This is a genomic window from uncultured Alcanivorax sp. (assembly GCF_947258575.1).
Lineage (GTDB): Bacteria > Pseudomonadota > Gammaproteobacteria > Pseudomonadales > Alcanivoracaceae > Alcanivorax.
In genome coordinates this window covers 88740-104103 of record NZ_CAMYIV010000004.1, presented here as the reverse complement: position 1 = coordinate 104103, position 15364 = coordinate 88740, and the positions used below count along the sequence as shown (strand labels likewise).

Sequence of the window (15364 nt, the reverse complement as noted above, 5' to 3'; positions counted from 1 at the left end):
TCACACCCCCTGTTTCAGGTCGGCGATGTGGGCGTTGACCGCCTTGCGATAGCTGTCCTTGTGCACGTAGTAAGCCATACGTTCCAGCTTCAGGTAGTCGAAGCCGCCATCCAGGGTCTGCCCCGCTTCCGCGCTGGCTTTCTTCTCCAGCTTGTCTGCCTCCGGGTGCTGGTTCTGCCGGGCCTTGATGTAGAGCGCCACCATCTCCGCCTGCTCATTGCGCCCTTCCCAGCCCAGTCCGGCGGCTTCCACCATGCCCATCATGAACAGGTTACGGTACTGCGGGTGGAACACATTCAGGTATAACTGCGGCGCATCGGCGTTGTGCCAGTTCAGCTCCGAGGCATCGATAAAGGGGTAATCCAGTTTGTAGCCAGTGGCCATCAGAACCAGGTCATACACCCGGGATTGACCGTCGGCAAAGGTCACCGTGTCACCCACCACCCCGACAATGTCGCCGTGGGGTGTGATGTCACCATGACCAAGATGGTGCAGTACCAGGGAATTGATCACCGGGTGGGATTCATACATCCGGTATGACGGCTCCGGCAGGCCGTAATCACTGGGTTTGCCGACGATAAGACGAATCAGCCGGGCATCCAGTCGCTGCTTGAGTCCGCGAGGCAACTTGAGCTTGCCACCGATGCTGTCGGTGGGTTTGCCGCCGATAAACTTGGGCAGGAAGTAATACCCGCGACGTACGGACAGATCCACACTGGCCGCCCGGTGCACCGCGTCCACCGCAATATCGCAGGCAGAGTTGCCACAGCCCACGATCAGCACCCGCTTGCCATCAAACACCGCCGCATCGCGATAATCGCAAGAATGCATCAGCTCACCCTCGAACTTGCCCGGCAGGCTGGGCTGGTTGGGTGTGTGCAGGGTGCCATTGGCGATCAGCACACCGTCGAAATAACGACTTTGCGTTTCGCCATCGCGTTCGGTAGTGATCTGCCAGCCGTCACCGTTGCGCTCCACACGCACCACCCGGGTGGAAAGCTCGTAGTGCCGATACAGGTCGAAATGGCGCGCATAACTCTGGAAGTAGCGCTTCATTTCACTGTGATGAGGATAAGTCGCTACCTCATCGGGCATGGGGAATTCACTGAATTCGGTCATCCCCTTGGAGGAAATCAGATGCGCGGACTGATACATGGTGCTGTGGGGGTTATCGATATCCCACAGGCCACCCACATCGCTGTTCAGATCGAACCCGATGAAAGGAATATCGTACTTGTTAAGATTTCTGGCGGTGGCCAGGCCCATGGGGCCGGCGCCTATCACTGCGTACATGGCTGTCCCGATAACTATTATTATGAACCCGGATCCGGGTTGGCCGAGTTGGACTCAGCATTTGGTATGATGTCTACTCTACGGTCCACCGGGTGCAGGCTCACGGCCAATTCGGGACCTTGCCACGGTTAATTCGGGACCTCATGGACCTCATAGCAGCATGACGCACACACCCACCGTTACAGTGCGCTTTACCCAGGCCATCAGCCACGCAGCAGAACAGCTGGGCTTCGCCCTGCCCACCGCGCTGCAACAGGCGGTCGGGGAACAGGATCGTGTCAGCCTGGCACTGCAGGGAAAAATCTGGGAAAGCTTCTGCGAACAGGCCCGCGACCCGCTGGTAGGCATCCAGTTCGGCCTGGCCCTGCAGGTCGGGCATCTGGACACCGTGGGCATGGTGCTGATGAGCTGCGATACGGTGGAAGATGCCCTCGATTCACTGATGGATTACTACCCCATCGTTGGCGAAGGGGGCGCCTTTTCGTATCAGGTGCACAACGACGAATGCGAGATTCGCTACCAGCCCGAGTACACGGTGCGCCAACGAGAGCGGGTGGAAGCCGCGATGACCGCCCTGCTGCAGCTGTCACGCTGGACCACCGGCGATCACCTGCAGGCCTGTCGCATCACCTTTGCCCACCCGGCGCTGGACGACAATCGGCGCTACGAATCCCTGCTCGGATTACCGGTACGTTTTGCCGCCGACCATAACACCCTGGTACTGCCCGCCAGCGATCTGAGCCTGCCACTGATTCATGCCAACCCGTCTCTGTGCCATCACCTGCGCACTCTCGCCGACCAATTGCTGGATAACCTGGGCAGCCAATCTCTCAGCGCCACCGTGCGTGACCTGCTCCGCCAGCACCCGCACTGGGGCAAGGAAAAAGTGGCCGACCAGCTGGCCATGAGTGGGCGCCATCTGGTGCGCAAACTGGGCGAGGAAGGCAGCAGCTTCAAGTTGCTGCGCGATGCGCTGCTGCAAGGCATGGCAGAAACGGAATTACAGGCGGGTACCCGCCTGGCCGACATTGCCGACAAGCTGGGCTTTTCCGATGAAAGTGCTTTTTCCAAGGCCTTCAAACGCTGGACCGGCACGACGCCGGCGCAATACAGGGAGAAGGCAGTTAATAGTGAATAGTTAACAGTGAACAGCGGCGCGGGGCAGCGGCGCGGTGTTTCAAACGCAGGAGGCCGCGACCAAAGTTTGGTCGCGGCCTCCTGGTTTTCAGCAATCACGAATCATGATCGCGCAGCTATTAACTGTTAACTATTCACTGTTCACTGATCTCCGGCTCTTTCCAGAAATCGAACTGCTTCGGAATATCCGCCATCGCCGTTTCGAAGCGCGGCTCGCGTTTTTCCAGGAAGGAGGTGAAGCCGTCGCGGCCGTCCCAGAATTCGTTGGACCAGTAGATCATTTTTGATTCCACCGCATGGGCCTGCATGGGGTGCGCAAAGTTGGGGTTACGCCAAAGCATTTGCTTGGCCAGCGCCACCGCCACCGGGGAACTCTTGGCGATCATTTTGCGGGCAATGCAGCGAGCCACATCCACCACTTCACCCTTGTCATGGGCACTGTGGAACAGCCCCGCCTCCACGCCTTCTTCGGCCATGAAGATATCACCGCTGATGACCCATTCCATGGCTTTCTGAATACCCACCACCCGCGGCAAGAACCAGGAGGAACAGGCTTCCGGGGTCAGCCCCCGCTGGGTGAAGACAAAACCAATCTTGCTGTTGGCGGCCACCAGGCGAATATCCATGGGCAGGGTCATGGTGATACCCACCCCCACTGCAGCGCCATTGATGGCACCGATGACCGGTTTGCGGCAGTTGTAGATGGCCAGGGACACCTCACCACCGGAGTCACGAATCTGCTCCAGCGGCGGATTCATCCCTTCGGCGTCATCGTAGCCGAACACATTGCCGCCCTCTTCGGGCTGCATTTCCATGCCGGCACAGAACACCTTGCCGGCACCGGTAACGATCACCGCGCGCACCGCGTCATTCTGATCCGCCGCGCCAAAGGCATGTACCAGCTCATCCTTCATGCGCAGGGTAAAGGCGTTGAGCCGGTCCGGGCGATTCAGGGTAATGGTAAGAATGCTTTCATCCAGATCGGTGCGAATATGCTGGTAATCCATGGGGCCTCCATAATTATTCTTTCAGGTGCAGTACCTGCACCGGCAGACTTCGAGCATACCGCGAAGGCAGGGCGTCGAACATGGCGCGCAGGGTACGATTGAGATGAGGTTGATCGTAAAAGCCGGCAGCCACCGCCAGGTCGGTGAAATTCATGCCGCTACGCCATAATGCCAGCGCTCGCTGACACTTGAGATGCAGCTGATAACGCTTGAGGGATACGCCGAGCTGCTCGCGAAACAGATGCCGGAACCGGGAGGCAGACAGGTTGGCGTGCTCCGCCAGGGCATCCATGGATGGCATCGCCTCGCCGACACGCATCAGGCTGCAGGCATCGGCGATACGCGGGTCCAGCGGCAAGGGGTCAGCCACGCCGCGCAGGCCGTGCAGAAATTGCCGTGCCTGGCTCTCGCTGCCAGTCTGCACCAGGGCGGCAATCTGTTCACCGCACCAGCGCTGCTGCGGTTCATCCAGCCCGTCCAGACAGGACAGCGCCCGCCAGGCCGGCTCATCCGGATCCAGGTGAACCACCGCCACCGGCCCCTGACTGTTCAGGCTCTGGGACACATCCGGCGGCACCAGCACCACCCGTTGCTGGCGCAGACACCCCTCCACGGTGACCCGAATCGGCTGGTCCAGGCCCACCAGCAGGGACGCGGCCACATGCTGGTGGGGCTGGTTGGCGATGGCAGGCATCACCATCAGCCAGCCCCCCTGCCAGAGAAACAGGGGGGTTAGCGGCAAATCCGATAAAGGCGGGGTGTTGTCATCCATAACCGCCGATCATGCCCGCCCGGCCACGGGCGGGCAATGGACGATCAGGCCGATACGCGGCGGCCAAAACCCAATTTGTGTGCCAGCTCGATACTGACAAACATGGGCCCCACCAACAGGAACACCAGATCATCCACAAAGGACGGCTTCTTGCCTTCCACCTTGTGGCCCCACACCTGCACCGCCCAGGCCAGCAGCCATACCGCCGCGGCGCTCCAGCCAAGCGACAGGGCACTGCGATCCACGGCGACGATCACCGCCAGGGACGCCGCCAACCAGACGGTCATCAGCATCGTCATGCCCAGGGACATGCGCAGATAAAACGGCATGCAGATTAGCGCCAGCAGGGTGCCACCATTGACCCAATAAGCGGCAGCACCCTCCAGGCCCAGCCAGCGCCCCAGGGGCAGCAGCCAGAACAGGCCGAGGGTGGAGATAAAGATGGCCGGCACACAGAGGATATGGACCCACTGGTTGACCGGGTTCTGGTGACTCTCGCCGTAATCGGCCAGAAAGGTTTGCAGGTTACGCATGACAGCTCTCCCGAGTTGTTGTTTTGAGCTGCCATGAAAGGTAACGCCTGTCATGAACACGGGATTGTACGCAGGGGTCAAGCGATGGAGCGCTGACAACGCCGCCACGTCTTTTGCTACCGGTGACCCGTTTCCTCAGTCGCAGCCCCGCCGACTGTCCTTGAGAGCCCGCAGCACCTGTTCCCGGGTCAGCAAGCCCACCAGAATGCCCTTGTCGTCCACCACCGGATAGATCTTGGGTTTCTGGGTGACCATCAACTCGGCCACATTCACCGCGGAATCGTCCTCGTGCACGGTGAGAGGCTGACCATGCATGAATTCTTCCACCACCAGACTGCCCTCGCAGTGATAGCTGGATATCAGCAGCTTGCGCAGGCAATCCTGTTCGGACACAAACCCGACCACCTTGTTGTGATCATCCACCACCGGCAGGCCAGTAAATTTGTGCTGCAACAGGATGTCCACCACCGCCGTCAGCTCCGTGCCGGTCTTCACCGCCGCCGGGTGCTTGGCCATCAGGGCCCGCACAATCAGTTCGCTCATGGCTGTCTCCTTGGATTGAGCCTCCCTTGACTATAACACCCCGTTTCCTTCGCCAGGGAGCCCAGGGAGCCTCAATAACCCATGGGCAATATCAATGGATGACGGCATGGCTACCGGTTCCTACAATGGACTCTGCTGAGGAGAAGGAATTGCGAATGGTATCGCCATGTTTACGGCTGTGTGTTGCTCTTATCGTTCTGGCCCTGACCGCCACGGTGCAGGCCAACGGGGTGGCCGCCTGCGAAGCGGCTGGGCAAACCCTGGAACAGCTCCAGCAGGAGAAGCAGCAGCAGGCAGGGCAGCTGCAGCAGCTACAGGGCTACCTCAATGGTCAGGTACCGGACCCTGTTCAGCTGGCGGCCTTACTTGGCCATCCCCTTGAGGAGACCGCCCCCCTGTCCCAGCGCCGACCGGGTGAGCGCAGCGTGCCGGACAACAAGTGCGACGCCCTGCAAAACGACATTGATACCCTGCTGGGGCAACTGAGCCGGCAGGACCAGAAACTGCACACTCTGCGCCAGCAATTTACCCAGCTCCCCGACACCCAGCGCCAGGCCTTCTCCTCCCTGGCAGCGCTTTACCAACATCTGCAGACACTGACCGACCCGCAAGACACCCAGGAGGCGGTGAGCCTGGCGTCCACCACACTCAGCGACCATGTCCGCCAGGCCTGGGCCATTCTTCCGCTGCTCGGGTTATCACCCCAACAGGCCCTGCAACAACTGGATCAACTCTGGTATCGGAGCCCGTCCCTGACGCCGCCACCCCAGCCCACGGCACAATGGCGCGATCTGCTGCGCACTCGCCTGGAAATGCAGAGCCAGCTGCGCCAGCTGCGTGCTGACCTGTGGCAGCGACGCTCCCTGTGGAGCCAGATTGACGCCATGGGCGGCCCCGCCCAGGCGCCGGCATTGCTCCACCACGAAGCAGAGCGCATCGGCCAGCGGCTGCTGGATACCGCCCATGTGATCGATCTGGATCTGCAGGAATCGGCACAGAACAAACGCTTTCTGCCGCTGGTGCAGAACAGTGTGGCGCTGATCCTCGGCATCGCCGGCTTCATGCTGCTGATCCGACTGGCCCGGCGCACTCGCCAATGGACCCTGACCCTGCACGAATCCGTGGTCCGGGCCAGCGGTGAGCACCGGTGGCTGCGCAACGCCAGCCGCCTGATCAGCGGCCTGGCGCCCATGCTGCCCTGGGTGCTGTTATGGCTGATGCTGGACCTGCTGGCCCCGTATCTGGATACCCCGTCCACCCGCATTCTTGTCTGGCTGCTACCGCTGGCCCGGCTTTATGTGATTTACGGCTTGTTCTGCCTGGTCGGCGAATGGCTGGTGATCCGGGTGGCACAAAGCGCCAATGCCTATCTGAGCAGCGATCAGTCCCGACAGGTCCATGACCACGCGCGGTTTATCTCACGCTGGCTGATACTGCCCTGGTTGCCGTTGTTGATCGTGTGGGAAAGCCTGGGCCCGTCACTGCTCTATTACCTCTGTCTGGGCATTTTGCTGGTAGCCATTTACTGGGGACTGGGCCGACTACTGGCGCTTCGCCCCCAGGATTATCAGCGTTGTCTGCAGGCCATCCTCCCTTCGCGGCTGGATCCGCTGGCGGAAAAACTGCTCACCCCGGTCCTGTTCTGGCTGTTTGCGCCGCTGCTGCTGCCGGTGGCCCTGGCCAGTTTCCTGGTGGGCTTTGTGGACCGGGTGCTGGCGGACTTCGACTGGTACATGCGCTTCAAGGCCCGCCTGTTTCGGCTGCGCACCCGCATCAACAACGATGAAGAAGATCCCGACAATGAGCAGCCGGTGGATGAACATTACGAACGCTGGTTTGCCACCGCCCTGCCAGAGGGCAGCAAGACGCCCTTTGTGGATACCGGCCTGGTGACGGCCATGGAAAAGAATATCCAGCGCTGGCACGAGGACAAGACCGACGAGAATGCCCAGGTGGTAGTGGGCGAAAAGGGCTGCGGCAAAACGGTCAGCATTGAGCGGCTGGAACGGGCGCTGGCGGAAAGCTGCAAGGGCCTCAATCTGGTCAAGCTGACAGTGCCGGCCAAGACCATCGACCCGGATGCCATTCTCTCCCTGGTCGGCGACGCCCTGGACGTGGACCTGGCCGGCGAAGGCCCGGCGGCCCTGGTGAAAAGTGACGAGGAGCGCCAGCCCACCCTGGTGGTGCTCGACGAGGCACAGAACTTTTTCCTCAAGGAAATCGGCGGCCTGGAAGGCTGGCGCACGGTACTCAGCCTGGTCAATGCACGGCTGGATAATGTGTTCTGGTTGCTGATGATCAACAACCAGAGCTGGGCCTATTTGTGCAATGTGTTCGGCCGTGATTACCAGTTCCGCAACGTGGTGAAAGTGAAACGCTGGGGACAGACGGATATCCGCTCACTGATCCTGGCACGCAACCACCTCAGTGGTCATCGGGTTCGTTATGACGAGGTGCTGCTGTCTTCCCGTGGACCGGAAGCGGGCAATGTGCGCAACGCGGAGCAACGCTATTTCAGCCTGCTGTGGGATGCCTGCCGCGGCAACCCCATGGTGGCCCTGCGACTATGGCTGACTTCGGTGAAGCCCAAGGGTCGACAGGTGCTGGTGGGCCTGCCCACGCCGCCCTCTGCCAGCATTCTCGACAGCATGGGCGAGAACGCCCTGTTCGTGTATGCCGCCATTGCCACCCATGAGAACCTGACCAGCCAGGAAATCAGCCATGTCACCAATCTGCCGGGCAATGTGGTGCGCTACGCCCTCAAGGGTGGCTTCGATGCCGGTTTCCTGAATAAATCCGAGGATGGCCGCTACCGGCTGAAGCCCCTGTGGTATCAGCAGGTGATCAGTTACCTGACAAGGAAGAATCTGCTCAATGAATGAAGGCAATATCGTCAATGATCTGGCGGTGGTGGTTGAGCTGTTCAACATCTACGCCCTGTTGCTGCTGTTTATCGGCGGCTTTGTGCTGTGGGCACTGAACTGGGGCATCAGCAAGGCCAGCCTGAAGATCACCGAAAAGCTGCCCACCCGGCGCTTCCTGATTCTGCAGATCACCACCCTGATCGGCTTTGTGCTCTACACCGTAGGCTCCGCCGCGCTGATCATCGGGGTGCTGCAGCCGCCCAAGGAATTCATGCTGGCCGCCGGTGGCTCCATCGCCGTGGCCCTGGGTTTTGCCCTCAAGGACATCGCCGCCTCCCTGGTGGCCGGCCTGCTGCTACTGTTCGATCGCCCCTTCCGGGTGGGCGACCGGGTCAGCTTCGCGGATGTCTACGGAGAGATCGTCTCCATCGGCCTGCGTACCGTGCGCCTGCAAACCCTGGACGACAATCTGGTCACCATCCCCAACTCACGCTTCATCACCGATGTGGTGGCCTCCGGCAATTCCGGCGAACTGGACATGATGATCGTCACCGACTTTCACGTGGGCCTGGATGCGGACCTAGAAGACGCCAAAGCGATTATCGAGGAAGTGATTGTCACCAGCCGCTACGCCTATCTGAAAAAGCCGGTGTCTTTTGCCATTGAGGAAGTGGAAATCGGCGACATGCTGGCCATTCGCCTACGCTCCAAGGCCTACGTGCTGGACGTGCATTACGAGAAGGCCTTCCAGAGCGATATTGTGGTGCGGGTTTCCAAGCGTTTTCAGGAACAGCAGATTCCCCGGCCTCGCCGCGGCAGCGATGCCTGACACCCTTGGCCGGGGCTACTTTTTATCTTTGCGGTTTTTCGACAGGGCCTCTTCCAGCTCTTCGCGGGGCATGTAATCCAGATCCCAGTGGCTGGTAAAGGTTTCCTTGATTCGGTGTCGGCCACGGTGCAGATCATCCGGGGTTTCCCCTTCATGGGCCGGGTGATAGTCCAGCGGCTCGTGGGCCGACTCAGCATCGGGCTGATGACGAGAGGGCAAGAGCTTTTCTTTCAATGTAGTAAACCAGCGCATAAACACCTCCATGGTGTTTTCCCACCGTAACACGCCAGCACGACAGGAAAACATGAAGGGCCTGGGCAGGGCCGATCAGCCAGTCAGGTCCGGGCGATCCAGAAGCCGCGACAGCTTCTTCAACCCCTGCTTGCGCAGGAAGGTGCTGTCGCGCTTGCCGGGATGAAAATCCCGCTTGTAATACGCCAGGTAGGATTTTCCCAGTTTACGCAGCCAGCCCGGTTTGCCGAGCAGCCAGTTGATGCCGCCCCGGACGGATCGCCAGTCGGTGGGATCGTCCATGTCCTTGCGCAATTGGTAGTAGTGGAAAATGGTAAAGCTGATGAATTCCACCGTGGTAAGCGCCATTTCCGAGGTGCGCACCCAGTAGCTGTCCACCTGGTCCTGGTAGACATCAAAGGCCACTGCCTTGTGCTCACTTTCTTCCACCGCATGCCATAGCCACAGTGGCAACATGCGCTCATCCATGCCTTTGAAAAAATCCGGATGTTCCAGCATCAATTCCGCCAGCATGGCGGTGAAGTGCTCCAGGGCACAGGTCTTTGCCAGCTGCCGTTGCGGTGACAGGTGCTTGGCCATGAAACGCATGCCGCGATTGACGAACTCATCCACCTTGCCGGTGGGCACGCCCTTGGACTCCATGAAGTGATTGAAGGCATCGTGCTCGTTGCCATGATGGGCTTCCTGGCCAATAAAGCCTTTTACCTGCTCGCGCAGCAGCGGGTCCTGGATCTGTTTCTGGTAATGGCGCACGGAGCGCACGAAGAAACGCTCGCCTTCCGGGAAGGTGCAGGACAGGGCTGTCAGCAAAATGGTCTTGAACTGGTCGTCGTCAAACCAGTAACGCGGCATGGCCGGATCGAAGGAGAAATCCATCTTGCGGGGCTGAATATCACTGTTGTTCAGTTTCTTTGGCGTTTTCGGCGATGTGGCAACCGCTTTGCTAGTCATGGCAAACCCTCCTGCGTATAGGCACAGTATTCGCCAGTCAAAAATGGGACACTAGTTCAGGTTGTGCCATTTCCTGCCTGCCGCCGACGCGCGAAGGGCATGGATTGTGGGTGACCGCAGGGTGATTGTGCCTGCGCGCCACCATTACCCCGCGTCCGCCTTGGGTGGGTCTGACTGGCCGGACAGGGCCGCATGCACCGCCTGATCCCGCCCGCGCTGCTTGGCCAGGTACAGACCCCGATCCGCTTGACGCATCAGCTCGCGGCCGGTGATGGCAGTGCCAGGAGTACGAGTCGCCACGCCCACGGACAGGGTAACCGGCTGCCAACTGTCACCGGACGGGCAGCCCGCATTGTGATTGCGCAGGGTCATCACCAACCGCCAGGCCACTTTCAGGGAGGCATGGATATCCGCCCCCGGGAGCAATACCCCGAACTCTTCTCCGCCAATACGGGCCACCTGATCATCACGACGGGTAAGGGTCCCGCTCAGCAACCGGGCCACACGCTGCAGCACCTGGTCGCCCAGATCATGACCGTGGGTGTCATTGATGGCCTTGAAGTAGTCCAGATCCAAAATCATCACGGACAACTGTTGCTGTTGATCGGCCAGTGCCGCCGCCAGCCAGTCATCAAATGCGCGACGATTGGCAATACCGGTCAGCGCATCCCGGGAAGCCTGGGTCTGCGCCACCAGCGCGGTTTTCTCCGCGGCCGCTCGCTCCCTTTTCAACGCCGTCGTCCGCTGGACCATCTGGGAAAGTTGATGCATGCCGCCCACCACCCATTGTCTTGGCAGCAGCTCCAGCAACCAGAAATCCAGGACTTCGCCTTGTCGGGCAATCCGGGTGCTGGCGATATAGCTATCTTGCAAGGGCTCAACAAGACGCAGGGCCAGATGGGAAAAGGCCTGATTGCGGCGCATGGCCCGCAGAAACTCCTCACTGCGTGAGGGCGACGCCAGCAGACACTTGATCGTTTTCGGGGCGCGATCGCCGAGTAACTGGTTGGCCCTGCGATTCAGCCACTCTATCTGGCCATCGGCGTGGACCACGAACACCGGCATAGACATGGCATTGATCAGGGCTCGGCAGTCCGCCGACCACGGCATCACTCACCGGAGCGAAAATATTCCCGCCCCGCCCCCGTTTCGCTGGCTTCCAGAGAAATGACCACATGACAGTGGCCATCGCCATTGGCAATGGATTTCTGGATATCCACGCGGCCATAACCGGCATTTTCCGCCGCGATCACGCCGAACACGTTGGAGGTCATCATACAAAGCGCCGGACGGCCAATCACCTTGTCGCCGAACGGGCAGCGCCGATTGCCCAGCACCAGTTGTCGCTCATCCGCATGGATCAGGTAAAAGTCGCCGTCGATACGACGCTTGAGATCGACCAATACTGCCGGAATTTGAAAACGATCCAGCGTGGTCAGATTCAGGGATTGCAGGTAGTGACCATTCAGCTCATCACCAATTTTCTGCCCCACCAGGGAGATGAACCCTTCCGCTTGATCCATGCCGGTGACTTCCTGCAGAGACTCGGCCAGATAGCCCAGCAGCTGACGCAGAAAGCGGTCTTTATCCAGACCAATCGATACAGTGTGAATCCGTTCCGGTATCTTTTCCATTGTGCTGCCCCACCCGATCCATGTGCCGTGTATCCACCATCCCCAGCCATGCCTAATGGCTTAATACACATGATTCACCGGCATGACTGCGACATCAATCACGTTCACTGAAGTGGTCATACCGTTTACACGGGTAATTGTGCCGATTGTCCGTGAAGTCGACACAAACCCGACGAATGGGAGTCAAATTTCTTCCCGGCGGAATAAACGGGCACGAATATCCCCACCGCTTTTTTCCCGGTGCAGCTGCCAGTTCGATGGCACAACCGGTTCTTCAGCGTGCCGACGGCTTTCCACATAGACCCAGGCTTGTGCCGCCAGCAAGCCTCTTTCTTCCAGCGCGGCACAGGCCGGCTCCGCCAGCCCCAGGTCGTAGGGCGGATCCACAAACACCAGGTCAAACTGCAAGGCGCTTTGCCCTGCCCATTGCAAGGCATCCGCAGTGTGGATCTCGATGCGATCACCAAACAGGGGCAACAACTGGCGCTTCAAGTCGGCGGCCCGTTCGCGCTTTTTTTCCACCAACACCGCCCGCTGAGCGCCGCGACTCAGCGCTTCTGCCCCCAGCACGCCGGAACCGGCAAACAGGTCCAGCACCCGCAGGCCCGGCAGCTCGAACTGCAACCAGTTAAACAGGGTTTCGCGCATGCGATCGGAGGAGGGGCGCAGATCGCCCCCCTGATCCACAAACTGCAGGCGATGGCCGCGCCGCTCACCGCCGATAATCCGCACCTGACCCTTGCTGGTGGCACCGCCTTTGCGATTCGGGCCTCTATTCGCCACTGCGCTCTCCCTGTTCCGCGGGGGGCTCATTGTCCTGACTCTGGAGGATTTGTGGCGCCTCCGGACCGATACTGACGATGGCCAGGTCCTCCACATCCAGGGTTCTGCGGAACGCATCGCGGATATCCGCCACGGTGACCTGGCGTACCTGGCGGTTAAACCACTGCAGGTAATCCAGCGGCAGATCATAGAAACCGATGGCTCCCAGCTGGCCAATGATGTCGCTATTGTCGGCGGTGCTCAGGGCAAAGCTGCCAAGGATATTGGCCCGCGCCTGTTCCAGCTGCGCCTGGCTGGGCCCTTGCTCGACAAACTCACGGATCAGATCCAGCGTCAGGGTCAGTGCGTCGTCGGCATTCTCATTGGCGGTCTTGAACTGCACCTGGAAAGGGCCGCCCGCCGCCATGGCCGAGAAACCGCTGCCGATGCCGTACACATAGCCACGCTTCTGGCGCACCTCGTCGGTGAGGATGGACGCGAAGCCGCCACCGCCGAGAATCTGGTTGCCCACGTGCAGCGCCACATGATCCGGGTTGCCCCGCCAGGTGGCCTGGTTGCCCAGCAGGATATGGGTCTGGGCGGAGGGGAAGTCGATGTGCTCGCGTTTGCGCTCGCTGAGCGTTTCTGCCCGGGGCAGCTGCGGTGCCGCCGGGCCCGCCGGCAATGCTGCGCTGATCTGTGCGGCAATCTCCTCAGCCTCGCTGCGCGACAGGTCCCCGACCATGGCAATCACGGTATTGCCGGCGGCGTAATAGGTGTCATAGAAATCCACCAGCTGCTGCCGCTGGATCTGCGGCAGGCTCTCCAGGGTCCCTTCGCTGGGCTGGCCATAGGGGTGGTCGGCAAACACTGTGGCCATGAACGCCTTGCTGACCTGCGGCCCTGGCACCTGTTGTTCCATACGTAACCCTTGCATGGCGCGGGTGCGCAGACGGTCCAGCGCATCCTCAGGGAAACTGGGCGAACCGATCACCTGATTGAACAGCGCCACCACCGGCTGGCGATATTCCGCCGCCGACAGGGTACGCAGGCTGATGATGCCCATGTCCCGGTAACTGCTGGAGGAAAAGCTGGCGCCACGATCCTCAAAGCCCCGGGCGATGTCATCCACACTGAGAGCCTCGGTGCCCTGACCGATCAGGGCACTGGTCAGGGAGGCCACACCGGGTAAGCCGTCATCCTGGGAACTGCCCGCCGCCATCACCAGACGAATATCCAGCATGGGCAAGGCATCGCTTTGCACGAACATGACCTTGGCACCCTGCCCGGTCTGCCAGGATTGAATATCCAGCTGCGGCGCCTGGGGCTCGCTGGCCGCCACCTGTTTTTCCGTCGTCGGAAAGCTGGTACAGGCGCTGAGCATCAGCGCCGCCACCGCGGCTCCCATCATTCCTGGTAACCGCATCATTGTTCTTCCTCCTGCTCAGGGACCACATGGGCCACCGCCAATCGCTCCGGCACCAGCCACTGGCGGGCGACTCGCTGCACATCCTCAGCCGTGACCTTGCCCAACTGTTCCTCGAACTGATCGGCCAGATCGATATCCAGCCCCAAAGTGCTGAGCATGCCCAGCTCCATGGCCTGGCCCATCACCGAATCCTTTTCAAACACCTGGCTGGCCAGCACGCCGGCCTGTACCCGCGCCATTTCGTCCTCACTCGGCAAGGTGCTCTGCAGGGTCTTGATCTGCTCGCGCAGAGCTTGCTCTACCTGATCCAGCGTGACACCCGGGTTCGGAGTCGCGGTAAGGGTAAAGGTGCCATCGCCGCGCTGGATGCCGCTGTAGCTGGCCCCGGCGCCGGCCACCAGCTTCTCGCCACGTACCAGCTCGGTTTCGATACGGGCACTCATGCCGCCATCGAGCACTCCCGCGAGCATGGTCAAGGCGTAGAAATCCTCTTTCTGCTCGGCAGTCACCAGGGAGGGCACGTTATAAAGCATGTAGAGGGCGGGCACCTGCACGGCCATGGCCAGATCCAGGCGGCGCTCACCGGCAGGGGGGGTGACCGTCTGCGTTGGCCGCGGCGGCGTGGTACCGGCGGGCAAATTGCTGAAGAAGCGGCGTACCAGTGGTTCCACCTGATCGCGGGTCACATCACCGGCAACCACCAGGGTGGCATTACCCGGCACATAGAAGCGGTCGTACCAGCTACGAGCCTGTTCCGGCTGCAGCTGGGCCAGCAGGGAGCGCCAACCGATGATCGGGTGGGCATAGCCGGTACCCGGGCGGGCCACCGCCTGGAATTTTTCCCAGGCCAGGGCATTGGGGTTGTCGTCGGTGCGGGTACGGCGCTCTTCCAGCACCACCTGCAACTCGCGATGGAACTCGTCATCGTCGATCTTCAGGTTGCCCAGTCGCTCCGCTTCCAGCTCCAGGGCCAGCGGCAGGCGCGACACCTCATACTGCTGGAAATAGGCGGTGTAGTCATAACTGGTGAAGGCATTGTCACTGCCCCCATAACGGGCCACCAGTTTGGAGAAATCCCCCGGCCCCAGCCTCTCGGTGCCCTTGAACATCATGTGCTCAAGCACATGGGCCAGGCCGGTTTCATAGGGCGCTTCGTCGAAGCTGCCGGCCTTGAACCACACCATCACGGTAACCACAGGAGCCCGATGATCCTCGCGGATCAGCACCTTGAGACCGTTATCCAGGGTAAAGCCGTGGGTGGGCAGCTCGGCCCGAGCGGTCAGACTCCAGAGAATGACCACCAGTGCCACCATGAGTTTTCTCATGCATTGTCCTCATTGTGTCGCCCCCGGAAGCTG

The 15364-nt window shown here is 60.6% G+C and carries 15 protein-coding genes; 3 read left to right on the top strand and 12 right to left on the bottom strand.

The genetic code is table 11. From position 1 onward, the window contains the following. Complete coding sequence (locus tag Q0Y02_RS03955; protein ID WP_297764674.1) at positions 1–1293, bottom strand: NAD(P)-binding domain-containing protein; 1293 nt, start codon at positions 1291–1293, stop codon at positions 1–3. A 160-nt stretch (positions 1294–1453) separates the two neighbouring features. Between Q0Y02_RS03955 and Q0Y02_RS03950 the strand changes: the two genes are divergently transcribed. After that, positions 1454–2431 (top strand): AraC family transcriptional regulator, encoded by a 978-nt coding sequence (locus tag Q0Y02_RS03950; protein ID WP_297764671.1) that lies wholly within the window; start codon positions 1454–1456, stop codon positions 2429–2431. A gap of 133 nt (positions 2432–2564) precedes the next feature. Here the strand turns inward: Q0Y02_RS03950 and Q0Y02_RS03945 are convergent, their stop codons facing one another. The 4 genes from Q0Y02_RS03945 to Q0Y02_RS03930 all read right to left on the bottom strand — a co-directional run bounded on the left by Q0Y02_RS03945 (position 2565) and on the right by Q0Y02_RS03930 (position 5285). Beyond that, complete coding sequence (locus Q0Y02_RS03945) at positions 2565–3437, bottom strand: crotonase/enoyl-CoA hydratase family protein (protein WP_297764667.1); 873 nt, start codon at positions 3435–3437, stop codon at positions 2565–2567. 13 nt (positions 3438–3450) lie between these two features. After that, on the bottom strand, positions 3451–4209 hold the full coding sequence (locus Q0Y02_RS03940; RefSeq protein WP_297764664.1) for a helix-turn-helix transcriptional regulator: 759 nt from the start codon (positions 4207–4209) through the stop codon (positions 3451–3453). A 44-nt stretch (positions 4210–4253) separates the two neighbouring features. Further along, a complete protein-coding gene (locus Q0Y02_RS03935; RefSeq protein ID WP_297764660.1) occupies positions 4254–4742 on the bottom strand; it encodes an Mpo1-like protein in 489 nt (162 codons plus the stop codon). A gap of 135 nt (positions 4743–4877) precedes the next feature. Next, positions 4878–5285 carry a CBS domain-containing protein gene (locus tag Q0Y02_RS03930; protein WP_297764657.1) on the bottom strand — a complete coding sequence of 136 codons (408 nt, stop codon included), beginning with the start codon at positions 5283–5285 and terminating at the stop codon, positions 4878–4880. A 155-nt stretch (positions 5286–5440) separates the two neighbouring features. Here Q0Y02_RS03930 and Q0Y02_RS03925 point away from each other — a divergent pair, with 155 nt between their 5' ends. Together Q0Y02_RS03925 and Q0Y02_RS03920 are read left to right on the top strand one after the other, a co-directional pair. After that, positions 5441–8167 (top strand): AAA family ATPase, encoded by a 2727-nt coding sequence (locus Q0Y02_RS03925; protein WP_297764655.1) that lies wholly within the window; start codon positions 5441–5443, stop codon positions 8165–8167. Next, positions 8160–8978 carry a mechanosensitive ion channel domain-containing protein gene (locus tag Q0Y02_RS03920; RefSeq protein WP_035248595.1) on the top strand — a complete coding sequence of 273 codons (819 nt, stop codon included), beginning with the start codon at positions 8160–8162 and terminating at the stop codon, positions 8976–8978. Before Q0Y02_RS03925 ends, Q0Y02_RS03920 begins: the two co-directional genes overlap by 8 nt. A gap of 15 nt (positions 8979–8993) precedes the next feature. Here Q0Y02_RS03920 and Q0Y02_RS03915 read toward each other — a convergent pair whose 3' ends face one another. The 7 genes from Q0Y02_RS03915 to Q0Y02_RS03885 all read right to left on the bottom strand — a co-directional run bounded on the left by Q0Y02_RS03915 (position 8994) and on the right by Q0Y02_RS03885 (position 15331). Then, complete coding sequence (locus Q0Y02_RS03915) at positions 8994–9230, bottom strand: hypothetical protein (RefSeq protein WP_297764652.1); 237 nt, start codon at positions 9228–9230, stop codon at positions 8994–8996. Between the two features lie 75 nt (positions 9231–9305). Then, positions 9306–10181 carry a metal-dependent hydrolase gene (locus Q0Y02_RS03910; protein ID WP_297764649.1) on the bottom strand — a complete coding sequence of 292 codons (876 nt, stop codon included), beginning with the start codon at positions 10179–10181 and terminating at the stop codon, positions 9306–9308. A gap of 144 nt (positions 10182–10325) precedes the next feature. Then, on the bottom strand, positions 10326–11291 hold the full coding sequence (locus Q0Y02_RS03905) for a sensor domain-containing diguanylate cyclase (RefSeq protein WP_297764646.1): 966 nt from the start codon (positions 11289–11291) through the stop codon (positions 10326–10328). Beyond that, the gene (locus tag Q0Y02_RS03900) at positions 11291–11815 is read right to left on the bottom strand and encodes a methanogen output domain 1-containing protein (RefSeq protein WP_297764643.1); all 525 of its coding nucleotides are present in this window, start codon (positions 11813–11815) and stop codon (positions 11291–11293) included. Before Q0Y02_RS03900 ends, Q0Y02_RS03905 begins: the two co-directional genes overlap by 1 nt. A gap of 183 nt (positions 11816–11998) precedes the next feature. Then, positions 11999–12598 carry a 16S rRNA (guanine(966)-N(2))-methyltransferase RsmD gene (gene rsmD, locus Q0Y02_RS03895; RefSeq protein ID WP_297764641.1) on the bottom strand — a complete coding sequence of 200 codons (600 nt, stop codon included), beginning with the start codon at positions 12596–12598 and terminating at the stop codon, positions 11999–12001. Next, positions 12588–14006 (bottom strand): pitrilysin family protein, encoded by a 1419-nt coding sequence (locus tag Q0Y02_RS03890; protein ID WP_297764638.1) that lies wholly within the window; start codon positions 14004–14006, stop codon positions 12588–12590. The genes rsmD and Q0Y02_RS03890 overlap by 11 nt, the downstream gene beginning before the upstream one ends. Then, on the bottom strand, positions 14003–15331 hold the full coding sequence (locus tag Q0Y02_RS03885) for a pitrilysin family protein (RefSeq protein ID WP_035248604.1): 1329 nt from the start codon (positions 15329–15331) through the stop codon (positions 14003–14005). The genes Q0Y02_RS03890 and Q0Y02_RS03885 overlap by 4 nt, the downstream gene beginning before the upstream one ends. Positions 15332–15364 lie beyond the last annotated feature (33 nt).

Bases quoted from the DNA above. Each gene is read 5' to 3' on its own strand.
- Q0Y02_RS03955 (WP_297764674.1), bottom strand. From the start codon at position 1,293: ATGTACGCAGTGATAGGCGCCGGCCCCATGGGCCTGGCCACCGCCAGA.
- Q0Y02_RS03950 (WP_297764671.1), top strand. From the start codon at position 1,454: ATGACGCACACACCCACCGTTACAGTGCGCTTTACCCAGGCCATCAGC.
- Q0Y02_RS03945 (WP_297764667.1), bottom strand. From the start codon at position 3,437: ATGGATTACCAGCATATTCGCACCGATCTGGATGAAAGCATTCTTACC.
- Q0Y02_RS03940 (WP_297764664.1), bottom strand. From the start codon at position 4,209: ATGGATGACAACACCCCGCCTTTATCGGATTTGCCGCTAACCCCCCTG.
- Q0Y02_RS03935 (WP_297764660.1), bottom strand. From the start codon at position 4,742: ATGCGTAACCTGCAAACCTTTCTGGCCGATTACGGCGAGAGTCACCAG.
- Q0Y02_RS03930 (WP_297764657.1), bottom strand. From the start codon at position 5,285: ATGAGCGAACTGATTGTGCGGGCCCTGATGGCCAAGCACCCGGCGGCG.
- Q0Y02_RS03925 (WP_297764655.1), top strand. From the start codon at position 5,441: ATGGTATCGCCATGTTTACGGCTGTGTGTTGCTCTTATCGTTCTGGCC.
- Q0Y02_RS03920 (WP_035248595.1), top strand. From the start codon at position 8,160: ATGAATGAAGGCAATATCGTCAATGATCTGGCGGTGGTGGTTGAGCTG.
- Q0Y02_RS03915 (WP_297764652.1), bottom strand. From the start codon at position 9,230: ATGCGCTGGTTTACTACATTGAAAGAAAAGCTCTTGCCCTCTCGTCAT.
- Q0Y02_RS03910 (WP_297764649.1), bottom strand. From the start codon at position 10,181: ATGACTAGCAAAGCGGTTGCCACATCGCCGAAAACGCCAAAGAAACTG.
- Q0Y02_RS03905 (WP_297764646.1), bottom strand. From the start codon at position 11,291: ATGCCGTGGTCGGCGGACTGCCGAGCCCTGATCAATGCCATGTCTATG.
- Q0Y02_RS03900 (WP_297764643.1), bottom strand. From the start codon at position 11,815: ATGGAAAAGATACCGGAACGGATTCACACTGTATCGATTGGTCTGGAT.
- Q0Y02_RS03890 (WP_297764638.1), bottom strand. From the start codon at position 14,006: ATGATGCGGTTACCAGGAATGATGGGAGCCGCGGTGGCGGCGCTGATG.
- Q0Y02_RS03885 (WP_035248604.1), bottom strand. From the start codon at position 15,331: ATGAGAAAACTCATGGTGGCACTGGTGGTCATTCTCTGGAGTCTGACC.